Source organism: Leuconostoc mesenteroides subsp. mesenteroides (assembly GCA_009676745.1).
GTDB lineage: Bacteria > Bacillota > Bacilli > Lactobacillales > Lactobacillaceae > Leuconostoc > Leuconostoc koreense.
Window position 1 is genome coordinate 17504 of the sequence record CP046063.1, and the last position, 22146, is coordinate 39649.

At 34.4% G+C, this 22146-nt stretch carries 23 protein-coding genes; 8 read left to right on the forward strand and 15 right to left on the reverse strand.

Features of this window, described 5'->3' with window-relative positions; translation table 11 throughout:
* Positions 1 to 105: 105 nt before the first annotated feature.
* The 14 genes from GJV51_08975 to GJV51_09040 all read right to left on the reverse strand — a co-directional run bounded on the left by GJV51_08975 (position 106) and on the right by GJV51_09040 (position 11172).
* A complete protein-coding gene (locus GJV51_08975; GenBank protein ID QGM26143.1) occupies positions 106 to 2628 on the reverse strand; it encodes a DUF87 domain-containing protein in 2523 nt (840 codons plus the stop codon).
* Positions 2629 to 2690: 62 nt separating this feature from the next.
* Positions 2691 to 2882 (reverse strand): hypothetical protein, encoded by a 192-nt coding sequence (locus GJV51_08980; protein QGM26144.1) that lies wholly within the window; start codon positions 2880 to 2882, stop codon positions 2691 to 2693.
* Positions 2882 to 3403 carry a hypothetical protein gene (locus GJV51_08985; protein QGM26145.1) on the reverse strand — a complete coding sequence of 174 codons (522 nt, stop codon included), beginning with the start codon at positions 3401 to 3403 and terminating at the stop codon, positions 2882 to 2884. The genes GJV51_08980 and GJV51_08985 overlap by 1 nt, the downstream gene beginning before the upstream one ends.
* A 31-nt stretch (positions 3404 to 3434) precedes the next feature.
* Positions 3435 to 4529 (reverse strand): serine-rich aggregation substance UasX, encoded by a 1095-nt coding sequence (gene uasX / locus GJV51_08990; protein ID QGM26146.1) that lies wholly within the window; start codon positions 4527 to 4529, stop codon positions 3435 to 3437.
* Positions 4530 to 4584: 55 nt separating this feature from the next.
* Entirely contained in the window at positions 4585 to 5019 is a 435-nt protein-coding gene (locus GJV51_08995; GenBank protein ID QGM26147.1) for a conjugal transfer protein, read from the reverse strand.
* A gap of 1 nt (position 5020) precedes the next feature.
* Positions 5021 to 5284, reverse strand: a complete 264-nt coding sequence (locus GJV51_09000; protein ID QGM26148.1) for a hypothetical protein — start codon at positions 5282 to 5284, stop codon at positions 5021 to 5023.
* A gap of 12 nt (positions 5285 to 5296) precedes the next feature.
* A complete protein-coding gene (locus GJV51_09005) occupies positions 5297 to 6268 on the reverse strand; it encodes a conjugal transfer protein (GenBank protein QGM26149.1) in 972 nt (323 codons plus the stop codon).
* A gap of 5 nt (positions 6269 to 6273) precedes the next feature.
* Positions 6274 to 6573, reverse strand: coding sequence for a hypothetical protein (locus GJV51_09010; protein QGM26150.1), 300 nt, complete (start codon positions 6571 to 6573; stop codon positions 6274 to 6276).
* A 21-nt stretch (positions 6574 to 6594) separates the two neighbouring features.
* Complete coding sequence (locus GJV51_09015; protein QGM26165.1) at positions 6595 to 7743, reverse strand: hypothetical protein; 1149 nt, start codon at positions 7741 to 7743, stop codon at positions 6595 to 6597.
* 16 nt (positions 7744 to 7759) lie between these two features.
* Complete coding sequence (locus tag GJV51_09020) at positions 7760 to 8077, reverse strand: hypothetical protein (protein QGM26151.1); 318 nt, start codon at positions 8075 to 8077, stop codon at positions 7760 to 7762.
* Positions 8078 to 8499: 422 nt separating this feature from the next.
* Entirely contained in the window at positions 8500 to 9588 is a 1089-nt protein-coding gene (locus GJV51_09025) for a cell division protein FtsK (protein QGM26152.1), read from the reverse strand.
* On the reverse strand, positions 9582 to 10028 hold the full coding sequence (locus GJV51_09030) for a hypothetical protein (GenBank protein QGM26153.1): 447 nt from the start codon (positions 10026 to 10028) through the stop codon (positions 9582 to 9584). Before GJV51_09030 ends, GJV51_09025 begins: the two co-directional genes overlap by 7 nt.
* A gap of 21 nt (positions 10029 to 10049) precedes the next feature.
* The gene (locus GJV51_09035; protein QGM26154.1) at positions 10050 to 10757 is read right to left on the reverse strand and encodes a hypothetical protein; all 708 of its coding nucleotides are present in this window, start codon (positions 10755 to 10757) and stop codon (positions 10050 to 10052) included.
* Between the two features lie 223 nt (positions 10758 to 10980).
* Complete coding sequence (locus GJV51_09040) at positions 10981 to 11172, reverse strand: hypothetical protein (GenBank protein ID QGM26155.1); 192 nt, start codon at positions 11170 to 11172, stop codon at positions 10981 to 10983.
* 728 nt (positions 11173 to 11900) lie between these two features.
* Here GJV51_09040 and GJV51_09045 point away from each other — a divergent pair.
* The 8 genes from GJV51_09045 to GJV51_09080 all read left to right on the forward strand — a co-directional run bounded on the left by GJV51_09045 (position 11901) and on the right by GJV51_09080 (position 20844).
* The gene (locus GJV51_09045) at positions 11901 to 12257 is read left to right on the forward strand and encodes a helix-turn-helix domain-containing protein (protein ID QGM26156.1); all 357 of its coding nucleotides are present in this window, start codon (positions 11901 to 11903) and stop codon (positions 12255 to 12257) included.
* A complete protein-coding gene (locus GJV51_09050; protein ID QGM26157.1) occupies positions 12258 to 12914 on the forward strand; it encodes an ImmA/IrrE family metallo-endopeptidase in 657 nt (218 codons plus the stop codon).
* Positions 12915 to 14021: 1107 nt separating this feature from the next.
* On the forward strand, positions 14022 to 14831 hold the full coding sequence (locus tag GJV51_09055) for an AAA family ATPase (protein QGM26158.1): 810 nt from the start codon (positions 14022 to 14024) through the stop codon (positions 14829 to 14831).
* Entirely contained in the window at positions 14824 to 15147 is a 324-nt protein-coding gene (locus GJV51_09060) for a hypothetical protein (protein ID QGM26159.1), read from the forward strand. The genes GJV51_09055 and GJV51_09060 overlap by 8 nt, the downstream gene beginning before the upstream one ends.
* A gap of 85 nt (positions 15148 to 15232) precedes the next feature.
* On the forward strand, positions 15233 to 16087 hold the full coding sequence (locus GJV51_09065; protein QGM26166.1) for a Dam family site-specific DNA-(adenine-N6)-methyltransferase: 855 nt from the start codon (positions 15233 to 15235) through the stop codon (positions 16085 to 16087).
* Positions 16088 to 16099: 12 nt separating this feature from the next.
* Positions 16100 to 17833 (forward strand): AlwI family type II restriction endonuclease, encoded by a 1734-nt coding sequence (locus GJV51_09070; protein QGM26160.1) that lies wholly within the window; start codon positions 16100 to 16102, stop codon positions 17831 to 17833.
* A 465-nt stretch (positions 17834 to 18298) separates the two neighbouring features.
* The gene (locus tag GJV51_09075; GenBank protein QGM26161.1) at positions 18299 to 19804 is read left to right on the forward strand and encodes a hypothetical protein; all 1506 of its coding nucleotides are present in this window, start codon (positions 18299 to 18301) and stop codon (positions 19802 to 19804) included.
* A gap of 482 nt (positions 19805 to 20286) precedes the next feature.
* Positions 20287 to 20844: a recombinase family protein gene (locus tag GJV51_09080; GenBank protein ID QGM26162.1), complete on the forward strand. Its 558-nt coding sequence runs from the start codon at positions 20287 to 20289 to the stop codon at positions 20842 to 20844.
* A gap of 420 nt (positions 20845 to 21264) precedes the next feature.
* Here GJV51_09080 and GJV51_09085 read toward each other — a convergent pair whose 3' ends face one another.
* Positions 21265 to 21591, reverse strand: coding sequence for a thioredoxin fold domain-containing protein (locus GJV51_09085; GenBank protein QGM26163.1), 327 nt, complete (start codon positions 21589 to 21591; stop codon positions 21265 to 21267).
* Positions 21592 to 22146 lie beyond the last annotated feature (555 nt).

Genomic DNA, 22146 nt, shown 5'->3' on the forward strand with positions numbered 1-22146 from the left:
TCCTAGAGTTCGTGTTTATAGGTTTTACACCATAAGCACCACCTCTTTTCTGTTGAAAGAATAGCCACCACTTAACTTAACTATCGACTGTTCTATTTTAACATATTAGCGATAAGCTTTTTCGGCTTGTGCCGTGTCACCAGCTTTAACTGTCTGATAAGCACGTTGCATAGCAACCAATGGCTCATCAACCGTTATTTTTTCAACCCGTCCATAAATATCTTTCATGAAACACTGTCCCATGACCATATTACTTAATTCTTTGATGTTGTCATCATTAACTGGCAAACCAACATGTTGTAAAATATCTGGCTGTTCCTTATCCTCATCAAAGGCAAACAAAACACCAAAATTATCACTTTTAACATCATGAACTGATTGTGTCACTGGAATTAACAAGTTATTGGCAGAACGTCCAATACGTGCCATTTCATTAAAAATACGACTACCAATATCAGACGTTGTAAACGTCCAAGCTTCATCAAATATTTCAACCGTTTTTTCATCATAATCCCGTGTCGCAAACGCCCGACTAAAGACCCCTAACACCGTCATTACAATCATACTTGCCACCTCAAATTCGGTGTAATCCTGTTTGGCTTTGTCATGTTGTGGCAATGTCAATCCTGCTGTTTCAAGAATAGTAATCCGATTGTTTAACTTCAATCCCTCACTTTCACCATGTGAAAAGACTAGGGACAATGAGCTACGAGTAACCTTACCTGATAAAAACTTAGCTAAATGTTTCACGTCTTCATCTTCATTTTGGGCTAATTTTTCAATGACATCTAACATACCAACGGTTTCACCAGCTTGTCGCTTTTGAATAATTTTATTAATGGCAAGATCTAATTCTGTTTCGGCAATTAAGGAACCATAATCACGATAAATTTGTTTAAAAATTTCTTGTACCGTAGCCTTTAAGCTTTCTTCACCTGACTGTGTTTGTCCCATTGTATGCCGCACATCAATCACAATAAAGGGATCCAAAACACCATAATTTGTTTTATCAGAAACATCAAGCGTCACAAAACGCACATTATTCAATAATGTATATTCATCTGGATAATCTGTCTTAAAAGTCTGATCGTTCAATACCGCTGAATACCATTTACGCATTTCCTGCTTAGGATCAAAATAGATTGCTTTAGCATTTGAAAGTTGAATGATTTTCAAAATGATTTTAGTGAGGTAAGACTTTCCTCTACCTGTTTTACCCGTAATCATAATATTAGGGCTGGTGGTGCTGGTGGATCCGTCTAAAATTTCGTTGGTAATCAACGGATTAAAAAAGACCAAGCGCTTTGAACTGTCTAATGCGTCCTGGGTACTATTAGCAACTGTTTTCGGCGCACCACGTCCAATATAAAAGCCAATGTTACTACCAACTTGTTGATTGACGGCAAACAACAGCTCACCAATACCCTCACTGGTCAATAATTGCACCCAATAGCGGTTTTGGGACACATCAGAACCCATTAAATCATAATAGAAAAGACGTTTTTGTTCACCGATTGGTTTCACAATATTCACGTCAATACTCCTAAATGATTCTATTAAATTAGCAACACGATCATGTAGGGTTTCAATATCTTCCGCTGATACCGTAAACGTGACTATGGTGGAAAAGAAGTTTTTCTTTTCTGAAATATGATCATTTAGCACTTCGGCAATTTCAATCGTTTTATCATCTTTACTAGAAGAAAATCCCTCTGCCTGATAACGTTCTTCAACATTATTACTAGCTGTCTTTAACGATTGACTAGCACGAGTTGCTAAGCCATAGATACCCTCTGACTTATAATAATGGGCTTTCAAATTGATGTCGATTGGATAACTCATATTTTGTACTAGTCGGAATAAATGAAAGCCTGTGATGTTTTCTGGCGTTGTCGATAACACTAATTTGGCAACATAACGCACATTATCATCATTAACCAATTTAACGTAGCCACTCACTGCCCCATCATCAATCACAGTATCACTTAATTTGAAAATATCACGTTCTTGTCCGACTTTTCTAAAATCATGTAGCTGTCCCTGGATAAAGTTATTACGCATTAAATGAACTAATTCATCAGTGGTCAAACGCCTGGTATGATCCAAATAGCCAACTTTTTCATAAGCCTGTTTTTCACTAGTTCTAAAATCATCAAACAGTTTTTCGTCAAATGGCTTTTCATAATTAAACCAACCAGCCAACTCATCTACAAAGTTATTCATGGCATTAGTGGCTTGTTTAATCACTTTACCAGAATTTTGATTATGTAATTTGATACCCAAAACAAAACGTTCAATCGTCTGTGACACACCAGTAGCAGTGATTGCACTAATTTCATCTACAATCATTTGAACGGGTGTCTCACCCATATCTGTTGCTAAAGACGGTTGCAATTCTTTATAACGATTGACCAAATCCAAATCACGATTATAAAGACGTAATTCAAAATCTTCAAAATCAGCGAGCCGATCAAATAACAGACTCAATTGTGTTTGTCGTTTAGAAATACCGGCCTCATCATTATCTGAAATACTTAGTGCTTCAATATTGAAATATGCCCAGGCTTCATTGTCCTGGGTTAATAAAATATTATCTTTCACGGCTTTAAATGGTACTGCTAGTTTCATTGATGTCTCCTTATTTTTTTATTTGTTATGTACCTACAAAGTCTAGGCTTTGCAGATGATTGCTAATAAACAATCACTTTTTTTGTATCTTCCAACACAAAACCATTCTTAATGCGCCACCTGATTTGAATTAAGCCATTCGCATCAAAATAGCGCAATTCAAGGGTAGTTTTGAGATACGTCCACTTAATATCAGTGACATTAAGGTCATAGAGGTAAGCATTATAAATCGCTTTAAATTCCGCAACTAACACTACAACCCTACATAATCGCCATGAGGTAGCTTCGTGAAATCACCACCCAAAATCAGATCATGTCCGTATTTTTTGAAATCAAAATAATAATTGATGTCCTCATTCGATAGCTGACCAACACCACCACGCGTTGAGATCACTTCGTTGGCTAAGTCATCTTCATCTTCTGCTTTGATAATTGTTAAATTTTCAACTTGGCTGTCAATCTGATTATCAAGTAAAACTAACCCTTGATCATATAAATCAGCTAAAGTTTGCTCATCAACACCATTTTCAACCGCTCTTTTGGCACTCTCAACCATGTTATTTAGCTTAACAATCGACTCATAAGGATCTATTTTAAATGGTGCTTCATAATCACTAATCATGATTTCTTCGTTCCCAGTATCTGATCCAATCGCGCCTTTTTCAGTTAAAACTTGTGTTACCCGACTAGGTGACACAGGCAATGTAAACCATTGACCAAGAGACGGTACATTCACAGCGCCAACAAATATTTTAATTTCACTAAACTTAATCATTAAAAAAACACCCCCTTTAGGTGCGAACTCATCAATTTTTAAAACGTTTGAATATCAATGCGCCTGTCATTGCCAAAACGCCTGAAACAGCACTTAAAATGCCAATTGATGATTTTGCTTGTGTTGCATGTGTTTCTGGTAAGGCTTTGGCAACAGCGTCATCTAGCTTTTGCTTTGCTTCAACTACCTTAGCATTGCTAGCGTCCTTATCATTAGCTGTTAACGCTTGATTATAGGCTTCCATAGCACGGGCGACACTAGGAACACTAGCGACTTGTGTTGAGACTGAAACAACATTACCAGAGCTATCAGGCGTTACTTCAACTGGTTTAACAGGATTGATTTCACCCTGATCATTCTTATCAGGTGTTGTCGGTGTCAAAGGTACTGTGTTGGTGTCGTTTGATGAACTTGATCCACCAGCATTTGAGTTATCTGTTCCACCATTATTTGATGAGCCACCTTGATCACTTGATGAATTTGAACCACCATTGTCTGATGATGAACTTGATTCAACGTTACCTGATGATGAACCACCATTATCACTTGATGAACTCGATCCACCATTATCATCTGGCAATGTTGAACCATTATCGTCATCATCACCTGGTGTTGGTGTTGGCGTATCAGTATCACTATTATCATCTGATGAACTCGTTCCACCATTGTCTGATGATGAACTTGAACCTGTGTCACCACCTGGCAAATTGCTATCATCATTATCGCCAAAATCATCACTTGATGATGTCGCACTTGCCACTGGATCAACACTAGACGTTAAGGCGACTGCTTTTACTTGTGGCAATACAGTAGAAGTGGCTTGTATTGATTGTGCTGTACTAGTATCAGTTGTTGGTACAGTGCTTTTTTCATCCGTTGATGAAACGTTATCAGCCTTAGCCGTATCATCAGTTTTAGTCTGATCAGTTGATGAAGCAGTCAATTGCGCTTGCTTATCATCTTGTACTGTATCAGTCGTTTTCACGGCTTGTGCGTCAGTGTTTGAAACTGTGTCAGCATTGACTTGTGTGGTATTAGCACTCACAGCTACTCCAGCTACTGCAACGGCTCCGATTACCCACAACTTGCCTGATTTGTACAACTTGTACGTCTTTGAATTTTTCATAATTTTTTGTAAATAAAAAGCGCTAATTTGCGCTTATCCTTTCTGATTTTTAACGTCAATCACGACTTTTAGATTTTTCAACAATAATTGGCGTATCTGCCATGTGACTCTCTTCAAAATAACCAGTTGGCAAGACACGATCATGATAATAAACCGTTCGATTAAGTATTCTTTTAATACCAAATGTCACGATTGAAAGGGCATACTGCACTAATCCTAAGCCGTCAGGCTTCACTCTGTTTGCCAATGTGACTATCCCAAAAGGTATAACACCATAAGTACCCAAATAAGCTATTTTTCCTAAATCTGGATTGGCATGATAAAAAATTCGCAACGGATCGTGAAAAATAAAATAGAGCACGATAAAAGAAACTATAAATATAACCGCTGGTTTCAAACTAATCCCAACAGGTAAACTCTTATCTTCTGAAATTTTGCGAATAACAATATCTTGCTTCAAGGCTTTTTGATAGTTATAAACTTCTGCCATATTAACTAAATAGAGATTTGAAGATACCACCCACAGAGTTAAGGACACTATCTGGATTTTTAACCACAAAGTAGACTAAACCACCAATTGCAATCGTTACAACGATTTGACCAACAGAACCCTTAAAGAAATGTTGTCCTACTTTCCACATAATAATCATGGCAACAATGGCTGATACCCAACCTGCTACTTGACTTTGTAGCCCATTAAAACTAATCCCTAGTGTCGGAATTTGAAACATATAATTTGTGATGATTGCTTTCATCATAACCTCCTGTTAATTTAATAAACCGCCTTGTGTATGGATCATCTTAACCACATAATAGGTTGATCCCTTTGGCGAAACGGTCAAGGTAATCTGTTCTGAATGTTCCAGCTTTGTCTCTGTGTCCGTTAGCGTCAATAAGTATTTAATGTTCATGTTATCCTTAGAACCTGAAACGTTGACTTGATCAATACTCTTAACGGCGTATTGTCCCTCTAGTCCCTCTGGCTCTTTCATGATTAAGGACATATCACTAGCTTTTGAACTCACATACTTCTCACTAAAGGCTTTGACAAAGGCTTGAACTTTATCACTGCTTGCCAACGTGGCATTATTGGTGTCATCTTGATCAATCTTGCCAACATGTCCGACAATATCTTGTTCGGTTGTGGCATAAGGTAACGCCAAAACAGTGTACTGCCCTGCTTTTTGAGCAAAAGACAAATTAAAAACGCGAATAATTGTATTTTTATCGTTGCCAACTGTATAGCCAACTTGATACTGTGCAATCTTCACGTCATTTTTGGTAAACGTATTTAATAATCTGGATCCCACATACGTCTCTTTTTGTGAGTCCTGATTATCATAAATGGTGCTACTGATATTAGTGGCAAAATACTTTTTTAAGGCTTTCAAACGTTTTTGCTTATCATCATCATTATCTGACTGCGTGAAATAGGTTTGAAAAAAACCTTGCGCATAACGATTAAGACTTGGTGAATAAACACTTTGTCCCATGCTAGCCTTTTCTAGCTTGTCATCATACGTTTTCATCTTAGCAATTAGCTTATGATTAGTTTGGCTCACATTACTAGCTTTAATAAAAGCAACTGCACCACTCAAACCAACTAACACGAGGGCAATTTTAACAAAACGCCTAATCCATTTGCCCCGTTTTTGGACTTTGGCATAAGGTAATGATTGATCTGGTTTATCACGAGATTTGACATAACCTTTTTTGATTGACTTTAACTTATCAAACACAAATCTTACATACCCCCAAACCGATCTACTTTTTGCGTAATTTCTTCGGCTAAATTGATGACGTTGTCCGCCACCTTTGGCAATGACTTGTATTGTTTGTTCAAAACAGCCAAGTTACGACGTAAACTCGCTAGGTCATCACCAATTAAATCGCTCCACTTTGGATCATTTTCCATGATTTCCTTAGCTTTGTTCACAGCAGCATACAAATTACCGTCTTCAATTTTTGATAATGCCTTAAAATTAGCAACTTCGGTTGCAGTAGCGCTAAGTGCTTTTTTGAATTGTGTTCCTTGTTCTGACATCTGTGTGTCCTCCAAAATTTTCTAAAATGGTAAGTTGACCTTTTCGGCAACTGATAACAACTTCTTTTGACGTTGACTCAATTCCGTATCATCAAGAATTTCATCAATTTTTTCCTGACCATAATATTCAATCAAGCCTTTTAATGTCGGTGCCACTTGATTTATAAACCAAGCCAGTGATCGATCCATTGACACCTCTTTTGGCTCTGCTTGAAAATCAACGATACTGGCTTGTTCTAAAAATACTACCCAGGGTTGCCATTGATCTAATTTAGCAATTTCTTTTTTATCTAAACCAACTACGGGCTGATTGTAGAACTGTAAATAATCACGCAAATAGGCTAACAACTCACTAGCAACATCTTTGCCATTAGCGACATGTTCTGCCATAGTTTGCGCACGTTTTTGCTTCAACTCAATTTCATAACGATTTTTGACGGGAATAGCTTCTGGCTCAACAAAATGTTTTTTGGCTTGCTCTTTATCTTTTTCATAGAATCTAAAAAAGACTTCTGATGAACGTGAACCAAAATATATCGTTGAACCGCCATTTTTTCCGTCAGCATAATATTGTGGATCACTCTTAAACTTCTGCGTATACTCATCTGTCATAAGTTTTTGATATAATTCTGGGATCTCAAACATACGAGACATATCATTAAACGCAAAATCCATACGTGTTGCCTTACCACCATTTGCCAGGGCAATATTGATAAAGTGAGACCAAACCAACCCTTGCTCTATCAACAACATTTCCATTAAGCGAATACCACTACCCGAAAAGTCGATAAAACTTTCAGGGCTATCACGTTTACCGTAAATCGTAATGTAGGATAAGCCACCAAATGAATAAGCAACATTGTATCCGTATCGTCCACTGTCACGCTTAACAAATAGGTCAAGGCGATTATCAAAAAATAGCTTGATTAACGTTTCAGGCGTTCGCATTTTAAATGACATACCAAGATAATCCAACCAAAGTGACAAACCTTGACTACCGACATAGGTTTTCAAAACATATCGTTGATCAGCATTTAAAACTGTCATCAAACTATCCCCACTCATTTCCATACGCCCATAAGTACGCCTTGAAATCATCAAAAATGAAGCCATTTGGCTCTGCGTCAAATGATAATGAATACGAAATTGTACTAAATCGCAACCAGTCATCTGATCAAAATTTAAACTAGCGTAATTCTCTGACATATCTTAAACGTTCGGCAATATCATTCCAATAATCTAATCGTTCAATACGCTGGTTATTATCAATAGGTTTAAATGACATCACCCAATCGCCACCTCCCTCCTGATAAACTTTTTCAGGTACAACAATATCCATTATTTCTAATTTTGGCGGTAACTTATCTGCTTCAACTAAATATGTTTGGGCTTGTTCTACCTCATCTGTCTTCTCATCAAAACGACAAAATAAAAACGCATAACTAGAGTCATACGTTCTACCATTCGTCTCATGAGGTAACAGAGTTAAATACTTATACTTCATATCAGCTCCTTTAGGACTTTTATTACATTTTTTTAATATAAGGGGCAGATATTACAATTTTGCCCCTCAATACAAATGTGGTTTAAAAGTTACTCCCCCAGGCGTTGAGGAGGGGTTACCTGTCGGTTTATTTGTAAATTTACCCCCCCTATTAGTAATTTGGGGGGTTGGCGAATTTGATCAAGTGATTGTACGTTATCCAGCGCACAATCGGCTACAAAGACACAACGGCACGTAATCCCCTTTTCCAACGCCACCAGTCGCGCACCAGCAGAGCTGGGCGCTTCCTTTTTCACAGCAGAGCTGTTCCATGGCTGAAAAGGGTCAACGTGCCGTAAGTGCTTTGCTTAACGCCTCATGCACCCCGACTGCCTACAATCACTAAATCAAATTAGACCTGCCAAATAACTAATAGGGACTAACTAAAAGTTCATTTCTACATATTTAGCGCTTTTACTATCCAAAAATTCCTTAATCTCACCCATCGGCTCAACTGGAACGGCTGGATATTGCTGACCTAATTCATCAAAATATTTAAACGGGACAAAGTCTTTAGGAATAACAGGCGCAAAAAATGATCTGGCTTGCCCTGGTGTCATAGCTAAATAACCCCACCCCTTTAAATTCTTTGAGAGTTCCTTAAACTGCACTTCGTCAACATCATCAGGGAACATCATAGACAGTCCACTAGATTTCATCTTACCAAGTGCCACACGGAACTGAAATTGATCACGAGACGCACTACCAATCGTATCAGCCGTTGGTTTCTGCATAGCAATCGCTACAAAGTAACCTAATTGACGACCTAACATGGTAATTTGTCCCAAAATTTGCTGTATCGCTTCACTTTCGTTATATTTCAACCCAGAAACAAACGCACCAAATTCATCAAAAACAAAAAAATGTGGTTTTAAACCATACTTACGATAGTTCCCAACATTTTCTTCTAAATTATCATTCAATAGATCATGATATTCACGACCACGCTTAATCATTTCCAAATAAAAACGATAAAACGATTTTAAAATACGATCACGACCATAAGTCACACGATATTTTAGGGACGCTGTTTTGCCAAGCACTGATAAATCAGTCTCTTTAGGATCTGCAACATCAACAACCGCACCACTTTTAATCAGTCCATTCAATAGACTAAACAAAAAGAATGATTTACCAGAACCCGTGTCACCAGAAATAAGTGCCTGGGGATATTTTTCATAATCCCAAACCACCCCTTTCATAATTTCAATCGTATGATCTGTTATAGTCATATCAGCTAATCCCAAACGTAATCCCAACGGATTAGAAATAAAGTCAAATGACTTAAACCCAAATATATCATTTGTTCCCACACCGTCCGCAAACAACATAGCCGACATAGGTTGTGAAATACGTCGATCACGAAAACGATCTTGATACTTTTGTCCGTCCATTGGTAAATAGATTGAGAAACCAACCTTACCATTGTTCTTTAAACTGACTTTTGGTAGCTTAATTTTTTGTTTTACCAATGCCAACCACCTTTCTCACCACCCAAATCAAAACTCAAACGGTGTTCTTTTTCATCAACTTCCTTAAACAAATAATATTGATTAGCAATTAGCCAATTAGATAGCCTTTCTAAGCGGAAAACAGTCGCCCAAAAACCTTGAAATTGATAAGTCTTCCAATACCAATAACTTGTACCAAGCACTAGGACAACCATAGCAATCAAAGTCAAATAAAGACCTGGTAACAAACTATTGACGAAATCCAACCAATCAACTTGTGTGACTAATGCTTTGGTAAAGCTGACTAACCCTTTACTAGGTGGCATGATAGCAAGCAAACGAAAAACAATCGTGATCAAAAATATGACCACTGGCACAAGTCCAATCGCAATAAAAACATCACGTCTTAAATGCCTGTGCCAATAACGAACACGGAAACCACGGGGAAATAATTTACTCATTGATTAACCCCTTTCCTGCCATTACTTAGTTTTGGCTTCAGCAGGCTTAACAGTTGTTTGTGGCTTATTCTCAGCAGTTGCCTTTGAAATGCCACTAGCAGAGAAGAACAAAACATCTTGATCTGGATCATCATTGGTTGAACCGTCAAATAATGACACAACCAAATTTTCAAATTCAACCTTATCAAATGGCTTAAAGGCACCCTCTGGGAATACTTCAACAGGTACACGAACTGTTAATGCCTTACCATTTTCATCACTCACACGAACATCTTTAGCAATCAAATCACCAACACGGGAACCACGATCTTGTTGTTCCTGATAAGTCAAAGTCTCAAAGACACCACGAGTGGCACCATACATAAATGAACCAGTAAAGAAATCTGTATCAACAACAGGGAAATACTCACCCTTAACCACAACCATAGTACGGGCTGACTCATTCGCCCAGGTAGTCGCTACTGTTTCATTTTCTTTCTTAATAACAGCAGTCAAACCAGAAACTTTAGTACGTGAACCACCAATTGACACCAAATCAAGCGTCATATTTTCAAACTTCACAATATCTTTTGGCTTCAATCCCTCTGGCAACTTACCAACTGGTGTAACAGTCAAAGCATCAGCGTCAGAACCTTCAATCAAAAACTGTGGTCGCCCATTATCAGGTGTTCCTAAATACAAAAACTTCAAGTTACCTTTTTCAGGTAACAACTTCAACATCTTACTCATAAAAATCAAAACTCGCTTTCTTAATCAAAATAAAAAGAACACTTTAGATTAAACAATCAACATGTCCTTACCAACACTACATTAAATTTTAGTCTCAACCGACACATGGAACTCATATTTACCAGCCAATGGCTTTAAATCATCTAACAATTCTGCATGTTCCTCTGCCGTTAAAGGCTTTTCAAAATCACCACGCAAGAATATTTTCGTCTTGCCCTCATCATTAGTCATAATAACGTTTAAACCGCCTTTCATGATACGTTTGTTCATACTCACTAAGTGGGATATAATTTTCAGGTTTAATCAAACCTTTCAAAATTTGATTATTTTTTTCCTCAAACCACTTAATTAGTTCAATGTCGGTTGTTAATAGACACTCATCATCTAATGTAAACCCATCAGGATATTCGTCCATAACCACCACCCTACAATAAAACGCCCTGATCAACTAAATTAGCTAAAAAGAACGTGTTTTATAAAAACTATAATTCATCAACAATAAGTTAAGTTGTAAAAAAAACCTAAAAAACAACTTAACCTATCAATCCATATCTTTTTTGAACAACACCAGCGATAATCTCAAATGGATCATAACCAATAATTGCGAACGCTCACACTTTTAAAAAATGATCCTGGCATTCTTTATATCTACAATTTGTGTTCTGCCAAACGCCACTTGACGTTTAACTCCCCCACACTTTTCGCGCCTTTGAAACCGCTACGGGTTTGATTTCAGTAGTTAATGATTAATTGACATAACGCAGTTAATCATCACGAGCTAGATATGAAAGCTCGACCCCATGACTACTCGCCAGGTAGCAAAACAAAATAATAAGCACAAAAAACTTGCATTATTTTAATATCTCACATACAATTATCTTGTCTAGAGGTAATTGTAAAAATGAATATAATTGTTATCTAAATGACTGTATATTCAGTTTTTATAACTTCGTCTGGTGCCTTGTGCACCTTTTTTTATTCTCTCATAAGGATAGAAGATAAAAAATTAACTCAAATGGATAAAATTAAATGTCGCCCAATTGCATGGGCTTTTTTTATCAACTAACTTACAAATACTATTTTAATTGAAACTAGATTCAATGTCAATGTTTTTTTTGAAATTAAATTCAGGAAATTGAAAATATGGAAACTATACTAGATAGAACAAAAAAATTGGCAAAAGAAAAAGGTTTGTCATTATCCGAATTAGAGGAAAAAATTGGCATTGCCAAAACCTCAATATATAGTTGGAAAAGTAACATTCCAAAGGGTGAAACGATACAAAAAACAGCCGACGTACTAGATACTTCAACAGACTATCTTTTAGGACGTACTGACGATCCAACGCCAATTGATGTTTATTTTCGTATCGACATGAAAAATGTGCCAGAAGAAAAACGTGAAGATTTCAAAAAAGAACTCACAATGTTAAGGGATTTCGCCTTTAAGCGGTTACAAGAAGAAGAAAAGAAACTAGACGATCAGGAAAAAGATAACTAAATGAATACTGACGAGATAGAAAAATATACCGAACTTGAAAATCAGGCAAACCAATTAATTGAAACGGTTGCAACAGAAAATAATTGTGATCCACAAGACCTGAAATGGTGGCATATATCAAACTATTTTGAAAACAACCATAAAATTGTTCTCGTCCCACTCAATAAAAACGAATTTAGTACGATAATCGCAGATAACTATGGCATTTATGGATTAACTTTGAAAGATAGTCGTATGGCCATGATCTGTTACAACAATGAATGTACAGAAACCCGACAACATTTTACAATCATGCACGAAATCGGGCACTTTTTACTTCACAAAAATAATCAAACATACCCCTCTTTGATGCAGGAAAACGATTATACTGAAGAAGATCAAATCTTTGAAAAAGAAGCCAATAATATGGCTGGCATGTTATTGGCAAATAAAAAAGCCATTCAATCATTACTGAATGAAAGAAAGCCTTTTAATTATTTATGCAAATATTTCGGAATTAGTAACCAAGCTATGAGAATCCGATTATTTAACTTATTTTACTTTCAAACAGCTAAACAAGTCATTGAAGAAGAAAAACAAGTTAAGAATATTTTTATCTACTCACAGCAAACAATTGCCAACTATATTTATAAAAACTATCAATTAAATATCAAATAAAATCTGCCACCAAACACGGAAACCGCGCGACAGCCAACCGCCACCACAACAGATAAGCTCGCCCGTGGTTATTATTATCATCGTGGCTTTTTTTATTGTCTTTAAATCTATAAAAATACAGAAAACTAAAAAAAATTGTTGACACAAGCAAGTCAAAAATGCTTGATTGAGAGTGAGGGAAGTTTAGAGCTGAAGATAGTTTTTCCCTTGTTTTTAGGAAGAAAAAAACTTTAATCAAACAAACACTTGACCGATCGTTCAGTCGTCCGTCACCTTATCCATACAAGCTTTGGTTTTACCCACCTGCTTTAATCAATTACTTAGTCATTGAACCAATAAAAAAACGCCCTTATTGGCGCTGTATCACTATATTTATTCTCTTTGTCACGATACAGCTTAAATACAAGCTCTGTGTCCTTTAACACCGTTTTACCTGCCGAGCCGTTAATGGTCGCTCTCACCCTACTACACGCCCAGTATGGATTGTTTATGTAGCACCCAAATATTTTTGTACAGTAGTGTCTGGGAAAATGGCACTTGTCTATTTTTTCGTATACCTGATACAGCACTTTGGATCTACCGAGTTGTAAGAAACACAACTACCCCCTACCTGTCATATCAACCATACCCCTTAAAGTGTTTGGCTTCACTCTTTCTGAAATCATCCACATTTACAACACAAAGGTTATGTTGTATAATATATCTACGTTAACCAGAACAAATAAGATTTACGTAGCTATCAAGGACTGCAATCCTTGGTGGCTTTTCTTTTATTTTTTTTTCCTTAATTCAACTGTCATTGTATCATCAACAAAAACAGAATGTCAAAGCTTTTTTAATTAGCACTACTGCACTATTAGACTATTGAACTACTTGTTTCCTAGACTATCTATTACTAACACTAAATAGTCTAGGAACTACTTAGTGTTAGTATACTTGCACTGTTGCACTTTTATAAAATGCTGTTACAATAACATTATAAGAACTTATTTTTATTTATTTAGCACTATCGCACTATTATACTGTTTACCACTAGAACTACTAGACTATTGTGTGCATTAGTCTTAGTAATAAAGAACTACTGAACTACATTAAGAAAGGATTAACATGACACAGGTTATAACGTTCGGAAACTTTAAAGGTGGTGTTGGGAAAACTTCTAACTCCACAATGGTTGCACTAGAATTAAGTAAAAGGAACTTTAGAACTCTTTTAGTAGACTTAGACCCCCAAGGTAATGCAACAACTTTATATCTAAAAACAAAAGCAAATTTAACTGATAAAATGGTTACGTTTGATAAATCTTTAATGTCTAGTATAGAGGAAGGGGATTTATCTCATTCCATAATAAATATCATGGACAATTTGGATTTAATGGCTTCCGCTCCAGATTTCTCTTTATATCCAAGATATATGGAAAAATTTAAAGACTATAATGATCGAGTAAAACAATTTGATAAGCTATTAACTCCAATTAAAGAAAATTATGACTATATAATAGTCGATATTCCACCAACAATATCATTAATTACAGATAGTGCTCTGTATGCGTCAGATTATAGTTTAATTGTCATGCAAACACATGAAGCAAGTTTTACTGGAGCAGAAACATTTATTAAGTATATTCAAGACGAAGTAATAGACACTTACGAAGCACCTAGACTAGAACTAATTGGGATATTAGCTGTCCTAATGCAAGCTGGCGCGCCAGTTGATGAAGCAACTATTATCAATGCTACTGAAACATTTGGTGAAGGTAATATTCTTGATACTAAAATACACGCAATGCAACGAATAAAAAGATATGGTATCACCGGTATCACATTTAATAGTAAACACGACAAAAATGTCTTTGCTGTTTATGAAAAAGTAACAGACGAAATGCTAAAAAGAATAGAGGATATTGAACATGGCTAATTCGCTAATCCAATCAAACAGAAATAAAAAAAATATTACCCCTAAAGTAATTGCAAAAGCAGAAGACTTTACAACAGAAAAGAAATCAAATGTACCCGCTACTAGCGTATCATTCGATACAAACTTAAAAATCAGCAATCATTCAAGAAATAAACTACAAGCAATAGCCAACTTAGGATATGCGGATAGTCAAAAAAGCGCTTTAGATCTGGCTTTACAAGCGTTTGTAGACAATCTAAGTAGTAGTGAACAAAAGTCATTCGCTTTACAAACTAATACTTTAGAAGCGCGCGACGCACGCTTGAAAAATAAATAAAATAAATTAGTATAGACTTTGAAAAAGATGCAAAAATAATTTGTACTATGTGCAAAATGGGCAGGGACGCAAAAAACTCACAATGATGAAACCAATTTTAAAATATCGTGGTGGTAAATCTAAAGAAATACCGTATTTTGTTGAATACATACCAAAATTCAGTACTTATTTTGAACCATTTTTTGGTGGTGGTTCTACTTATTTTTATCTAGAACCAGAAGATGCATTTGTGGGTGATATCAATTACTCACTAATTGATTTTTATAAAGGAGTAAGTGGAAAGCATTTTTGTAAAATTAAAAAAGAATTAACAGACCTCCAAAATCAATATGAAGCCAACAGAAGTATTTTTATAAAGCGAAAAAAACTACAATTAGATACGATGAGAGTAGACGATCCAAATGAAACTCTCTATTATCAAATTAGAGATATGTTCAATGGTAAACAAAAGACAAAATATGAAAAAGCTACTCTGTATTTTTTTATTAACAAAACAGCTTATTCAGGAATGGTACGCTATAATTCTTTAGGTGAGTTCAATGTACCCTACGGAAGATATGCAAATTTTAATACTCAATTATTGACAAAACAGCATCATAATTTGTTGTCAAAAGCAGAAATATATAACTCATCTTATGAATTTGCATTTAACAAAGCTACTTCAAATGATTTTATTTTCTTGGACCCTCCATATGACACCGTTTTTTCCGAATACGGTAACGAAGCTTTTACTGGTGATTTTGGAGAACTAGAACATCGCAAGCTTGCTAGCGACTTTAAAAATTTATCTTCCCCTGCATTAATGATTATTGGAGAAACTGATTTGACAAAGGAGCTATACTCGGGTTTTATTAAAGATGAATATGTTAAAAGGTACTCTGTTAACATTAAAAATAGATTTAAATCAGAAGCAAATCATCTAATTATCACAAATTATTGAAAGGTAAAATTTATGGCAGTTTTTGGAGAAAGATTTATACTTGGATTTACAAGTCCAAGAAGTCCATATTTAATACAAGAATATATAAAAGTTATTGATAAAAATAAAATGGATGATATTCCGTACAATAAATCCTTCCAAGAAAAATTCTATAAATTTCTTTCGAAGGCCCAGGTAGCTGGTGAAATGGCTGGAAATGCAAAAGATAAAGCCTTAGCAGGACGTGATAAACTAACCCGAATGCCTCAAGCCCTGGGGTTTTTTATCACACAAAAGGGACAAAATTTTAAAGTTACTGAAGCCGGAAAATTATTAGAAGATAGTGCTTTGTTTGAAGACGTTTTGCTTCATCAAATGCTTAAATATCAGTTGCCCTCTTGCCTTCATAGAGAACGTAATACTAATAAAGGATATTTTAAGATAAAACCTTTTTTGGAGTTAATAAGATTGGTTAACGTTCTTGAATATTTAACATATAAAGAAATGCTTATATTTGGAATGACTCTGACCAATTATAATAGGTTTGAAGAGACTGTTAATAAAATTAAACAATACAGAGTTGATCGTAAAAAAATAAAAAAGCAAAAGAAATCATTAAAAAGATTTGATTATGAAACTCAACTTAATTTATTTACAAATTTGTACAAAGATATAATCGATTCAGGAAACATCGAAACACGTGAATCTAAAACTAAAACAGCGGAAGAATATATGAAAAAAAAGATGAGTAATTGGAACGATTATACAGACTCTATTTTTCGTATTTTAAGAGCTTCTGGTATCTTTGTGTTTACAAAAGGACGATCATTGTCAATTAGCCCTAATCGGCAGAATGAAGTTGACTATATGCTTACGCACATAAAACGTGATATTGAACCAGTTGATATGAGTCGAAAAGATTTTGATGAGTATATTTCAAATCCCTATATTCCTCAATTACTAAATGATAATAAAACAAACTTAATATCTAGTTTAAAAAAATTAGGCGGCTCCGGAAGTTTAGACGATACAATTTATATGTTAAAGCATAATCTTAGTCAAAAACGTGAAGAGAGCAGGCAGCTAAAATTAGCAAAAAAACAATCCTCCTTAAAAGTACGAAGTAGACAAGATATCGATGATATTATTGATGTGTTCAATGACATTACTAACAATAATATCGAGCCTGCAAGTATGAGACCAACACTATTTGAATGGAATGTTTGGCGAGCAATGACTATGATAAATCATGGAAACATTCGTGGAAACTTCATTGTAGATGATTCGGGTATGCCTGTATCTACAGCTAGTGGCGGTCAAAGTGATATTGTAGGCGAGTATAGCAACTTCAATATTGGCGTAGAAGTCACTCTTTCAAAAGGAAAAAAACAATATGAAATGGAAAGTGAACCCGTAACACGCCATATTGGAGAAATGCAGATAAAAAAACCGAGCTTTGGAATATTTATAGCTGACAAATTACAGGAATCAGTAATAAACCATTTTTACACCGTTTCACACCAAAATTCTCGTATTTATAATGGTATTGTCGATATTATACCAATGGACACAAAGACATTCATAGATTTCTTTAAACAAGCGATTCAAAAAGATTTACACCCTGAAGAATTATTTTCTATCCATGAATTTTCAAAATTAATATCCAAGCAAATGCTTTTAGACGAAAAAACTGAAGTTGATTGGCATGCAGCCGTCTTAAAAAAGGCTTTTAAAGTTACATCAATTGGAACAAACAATATAAAGTAAGTGGTTTAATAAAATTCAACTACGAAAAAATCTTATTCGAATTAGACTTAAATAAATTAATAGCATTCGTATTTTTATCTCTTGAAAATTTATAATATAATTTGTATAATTAAACTACCTAGAGTGGCCAGAAATAGCTTTAGACGAATTGATACAATGTTTCGAACATAAATGCAATAGCCTCCTGGTTTATAAATGTAATTGTGTTTGAATAATCAATTAGACTAAGAGTAATCAGCCCTATAAGTGTGAAACTAATACTGAATAAGTTTAGGTTCTCAATGCAGGACTTCTCAAGTCTATTATACTTTTAGACAGCATAAGCGTTTTACGCTTATAAAATAATAAAATATTTTATCAAGAATTACTGGCAATTACAATTGATAATTAAGAAAAGCACCCCTGGTAGGATTCGTTGTCATCCATATATTCTCGGGTGCTTTCGATATATTAAGGACTTTTATTTTGGATCCAGATTATTTTTTCTCTAAAGTTAATAAAAATTACCTACACATTGATTTTCCATTATCGAAAAAAGAAGCAAGATTATTCTATAATGAATTACTTGATGCCAAAAATATATTGTCCCACAGATTTCTTCCATTAATTCAATTTAAAATTCGCTTTAAAAAATACCCATCTAACCATAAACCTGTACTCAAAGAGAGAGAAATATCTCTAGTTTCACATCACGACTCAGGAATATACTCTTTTTTATCAAGTGTTATTAACGAAAAATATAATAGATATAGTAAAATTCACGGTATATCAGAATCATCAGTAGCCTATAGAACAATTAACCATCTTTCCAATATAACAGTTGCCAAAGAAGTTTTTGATTTCATAGACATGCAGAGCGAAGTATTTGTCATGAAAGGCGACTTTAAAGGTTTTTTCGATAATCTAGATCATACTATTCTAACCAAACATATTTTTGAAGTTCTAGAATTACATAAAGATACTTTAGACTATAATGTTTGGTTAAAAATTATCAATAATATTGAAAATTTTCGTAAGATAGATAGAGATATCTTCACCCAAACATTTGAAAATGAAAATCTTCATATTCAAAATAGGCATAATGTGAGCGCATACTTTAGTTCACGTAAAGATTTTGGAAGATTTATAAAAAAACATAAAGACTTAATAACTACCAATAAAAAAAATGGTATACCCCAAGGTACCGGAATAAGTGGCATTTTAGCGAATGTTTACATGGTAGAGTTTGACGAAATAATAGAAAAGTACTCATCTAAATATCAGGGTATATACAGGCGTTATTCTGATGATTTTATTATTGTTTTGCCAAAAAAATTACTAAATTACGAAACCTTCAAAATATTTGTCGACTATGTTATCAACCTAAGTCACAATATTGTTAATTTAACTATTGAAGAAAATAAAACAAAAATGTTTTCAGTGAGCAAAGGAAATGTTTTTGATATAAAAAGTAATAAGAATACTAGCTTAGATTACCTCGGATTTATTTTACAACAAAATACCATTGCTATTAGACCCAAAAGTATATACAAATTTTATTACCGTGGTCGTAGAGCTATTAAATACAGCACTATGGCCAGTAGACTTTACTCCATTTCAAAACAAAGAAGTAGAATAAGTAACCAAAAGATAAAAGATCTTCCTTTAAAAATCCGTTCTGATTATAATAAAATATATGGTGGTAAAAATATTTTCACTGAAAATATTCACGAACAAAAAGCTAAAAATAATCGTGTAGAGCGAATAATTCATCATCAAAGAAGTAAAGTAGGATTACCAGAAATTAAAAAAGTCAAAAAGTCATATTTACAGAAAGTAGATAGAGCAAAACCAAGAGAGTCATTCTTGTCTTATGTAAAATTAGCAAACAAAATATTTAGCGAGGGAAGTTTTGGATATAAACTAGCATTTACAAAGCAAGCTAAAAAAACTAGAAGGAAATTTTATAAACTACGTAGAGATTTAACATAAGTATTCATTTTCTAAAACCACCAGTTAATGTATAGTAATAGGACAACGCAAGGTACTTGTAAGAGGTTTGCACAATTTGAGTTTATTACCTAAAAAAATAATAGCCTTATTATGATTAAAACTATTTAGTCATAATAAGGCTATTTATGTTAAATAAGATGGGGTATAATTGTCCTGATTTTATATATACCACCCGATCTATTACCTATGACAAAAACATGTGTAGTAAAAATTTGTATAGCGAACCAGGTAGCGGGTCTTTACATTGGTTCAGAAGCATCACCTTATAAAAGCAACATTCCTCCGTTAAATATTTTTGTCAAAGAATTGGAAAAAATTGGAAGGAATGACATTGCTAATATAATTAGACAACATCTGTAAAACAATGCAAGATACTTTTAAGTATCTTGCGCTTTTTATATCCCTTGATATAATAGGTTTTATAATATGCAATTTAATTATGCAAATTAATGAGGTGGAAAATGACAGTTTATGGCTATGCACGCGTCTCAACAGCGGGACAATCGTTAAATGAACAAAAAGATACTTTGAAGAAGGCTGGTGCTGATATCATTATGAGTGAAAAATATTCTGGGACCACTACCACACGTCCCCAATTCGAAAAGTTAGTTCATTTAGTTGAACCAAATGATACTTTGATTGTCACAAAATTAGACCGTTTTGCCCGTAACACGCGAGAAGCGCTAAATTTAATTGACTCCCTATTAAAAGAAAAAATCGTTATCAAAGTTTTAAACTTAGGAACGATTGATAACACTCCTATGGGTCGTATGCTTGTTAGAACCTTATTGTCGGTTGCGGAGATGGAACGTGACATGATTATTGAACGTACACAAGCAGGAAAAATATTTGCTAAGCAACACAATCCTAACTATAAAGAAGGCAGACCCAAAAGAAAAAAAGATAGCCGAAATACTGCTATCTTTGAATATTCAAAAACACATACTGTTAAAGTAACTGCCGAAGCATTCAATATTTCACCTAGGACCGTGCAATATATTAAAAAACTATTCAGATAATCATGAATGCTAAACAACATTGTTGTTTAGGTAACGGGAGAACAAATTAATATAAATATTATCAATGACTCTGGTTCAAATTGGGATACACTTGTGGAGCAAACTAGCATTCAGACGATATACTTTAATAGGGGAGTTAAAGTAGTTTTCTGGCTAAAATGATAAAAACATGAAACTATTACTATTATTGGTAAATTACTCAATTTTTTAAAAATTGAGGTATAAATGATTTTATTGCAAAAATTTTATGTGCATAGAGCGAAGATATACAAAAAATATTCCCTTTCAAATGATTTTAGATTGAACGAATATAAATATATGAAATACGCTTATAGAAAAATCAATACAATTATCAGTCAAATAAAATACTAAACGAAAAAATTAAGAAATATATTGAATATTACACATGGATATTGATCACTATTTATTCAATGAACTATTTAACATACTTTTAACAGTATTCTTTGTTTGCAGACCTACTGATCTGTCAATAATTTCTCCATCCTTGTAAAATAAAAAAGTTGGAATCCCAGAAATAGAGTGACGAACATTCAGCTCCATATTTTTATCTACATTTACCTTACCAAATTTAACATTTTTGTATGATGGGTCTTCTGCTACCTTTTCTAGAACAGAATCCATCATTCTGCAGGGGGCACACCAATCCGCACGAAAATCAACTATGGTTATCCCCTTTGACACAATCTGTTCGTAATTTTCTGTTGTTAACTCAATTTCATTTACCATATTATTTTCTCCTTGTACTGGGATAAACTATCGCTACTGCATAAGCTTTGGTCACCTTTGAAAATTAATATTAAGAATATAAGTATTAAATTCATTTTAATTTAATGACGTAACTGCAAAATTTGAATTAGAACATTAGCAACCTAGAGAATGGAGCTGACTATTTATTGCACTAAAAATTACTCAGACATCCAATGAACCGGATTATTCCCATTCTGTTACTTTGTTATCATTTAAACTGCGCTTGTAGTTAAAAAAATTTTTATATCAACAAATCGTTGTTTAAAATTATATTAACGTACGGTATTTCTTTCAGTGAACTGCTACACGATTCAAATTTAGATGAAAGATTTCTAAGTGGCTGTTATCATGATGCCTACAGACTAGATATTAATAAAATTAACCGTAGCCCATGCTGAACTTGATATGAAAACTATTATCTCTGGATCCAACACTGTTCAATTACTAGTAATCTTACACGACAAATTTTCATTTTTACCTACTAGGATAACAGGAAACTTCTCTAGATGCTTGACATCCTTTACTATCTTGGAT

What these genes read in the sequence shown, in the direction of transcription:
- GJV51_09060 (QGM26159.1), top strand. Translation starts at nt 14,824, where the DNA reads ATGGCTAATTCGCTAATCCAATCAAACAGAAATAAAAAAAATATTACC.
- GJV51_08975 (QGM26143.1), bottom strand. Translation starts at nt 2,628, where the DNA reads ATGAAACTAGCAGTACCATTTAAAGCCGTGAAAGATAATATTTTATTA.
- GJV51_09015 (QGM26165.1), bottom strand. Translation starts at nt 7,743, where the DNA reads ATGACTGGTTGCGATTTAGTACAATTTCGTATTCATTATCATTTGACG.
- GJV51_09000 (QGM26148.1), bottom strand. Translation starts at nt 5,284, where the DNA reads ATGAAAGCAATCATCACAAATTATATGTTTCAAATTCCGACACTAGGG.
- GJV51_08995 (QGM26147.1), bottom strand. Translation starts at nt 5,019, where the DNA reads ATGGCAGAAGTTTATAACTATCAAAAAGCCTTGAAGCAAGATATTGTT.
- GJV51_09050 (QGM26157.1), top strand. Translation starts at nt 12,258, where the DNA reads ATGAATACTGACGAGATAGAAAAATATACCGAACTTGAAAATCAGGCA.
- GJV51_09040 (QGM26155.1), bottom strand. Translation starts at nt 11,172, where the DNA reads ATGGACGAATATCCTGATGGGTTTACATTAGATGATGAGTGTCTATTA.
- GJV51_09020 (QGM26151.1), bottom strand. Translation starts at nt 8,077, where the DNA reads ATGAAGTATAAGTATTTAACTCTGTTACCTCATGAGACGAATGGTAGA.
- GJV51_09080 (QGM26162.1), top strand. Translation starts at nt 20,287, where the DNA reads ATGACAGTTTATGGCTATGCACGCGTCTCAACAGCGGGACAATCGTTA.
- GJV51_09085 (QGM26163.1), bottom strand. Translation starts at nt 21,591, where the DNA reads ATGGTAAATGAAATTGAGTTAACAACAGAAAATTACGAACAGATTGTG.
- GJV51_09070 (QGM26160.1), top strand. Translation starts at nt 16,100, where the DNA reads ATGGCAGTTTTTGGAGAAAGATTTATACTTGGATTTACAAGTCCAAGA.
- GJV51_09010 (QGM26150.1), bottom strand. Translation starts at nt 6,573, where the DNA reads ATGTCAGAACAAGGAACACAATTCAAAAAAGCACTTAGCGCTACTGCA.
- GJV51_08985 (QGM26145.1), bottom strand. Translation starts at nt 3,403, where the DNA reads ATGATTAAGTTTAGTGAAATTAAAATATTTGTTGGCGCTGTGAATGTA.
- GJV51_09055 (QGM26158.1), top strand. Translation starts at nt 14,022, where the DNA reads ATGACACAGGTTATAACGTTCGGAAACTTTAAAGGTGGTGTTGGGAAA.
- GJV51_09065 (QGM26166.1), top strand. Translation starts at nt 15,233, where the DNA reads ATGAAACCAATTTTAAAATATCGTGGTGGTAAATCTAAAGAAATACCG.
- GJV51_09045 (QGM26156.1), top strand. Translation starts at nt 11,901, where the DNA reads ATGGAAACTATACTAGATAGAACAAAAAAATTGGCAAAAGAAAAAGGT.
- uasX (QGM26146.1), bottom strand. Translation starts at nt 4,529, where the DNA reads ATGAAAAATTCAAAGACGTACAAGTTGTACAAATCAGGCAAGTTGTGG.
- GJV51_09030 (QGM26153.1), bottom strand. Translation starts at nt 10,028, where the DNA reads ATGAGTAAATTATTTCCCCGTGGTTTCCGTGTTCGTTATTGGCACAGG.
- GJV51_09035 (QGM26154.1), bottom strand. Translation starts at nt 10,757, where the DNA reads ATGAGTAAGATGTTGAAGTTGTTACCTGAAAAAGGTAACTTGAAGTTT.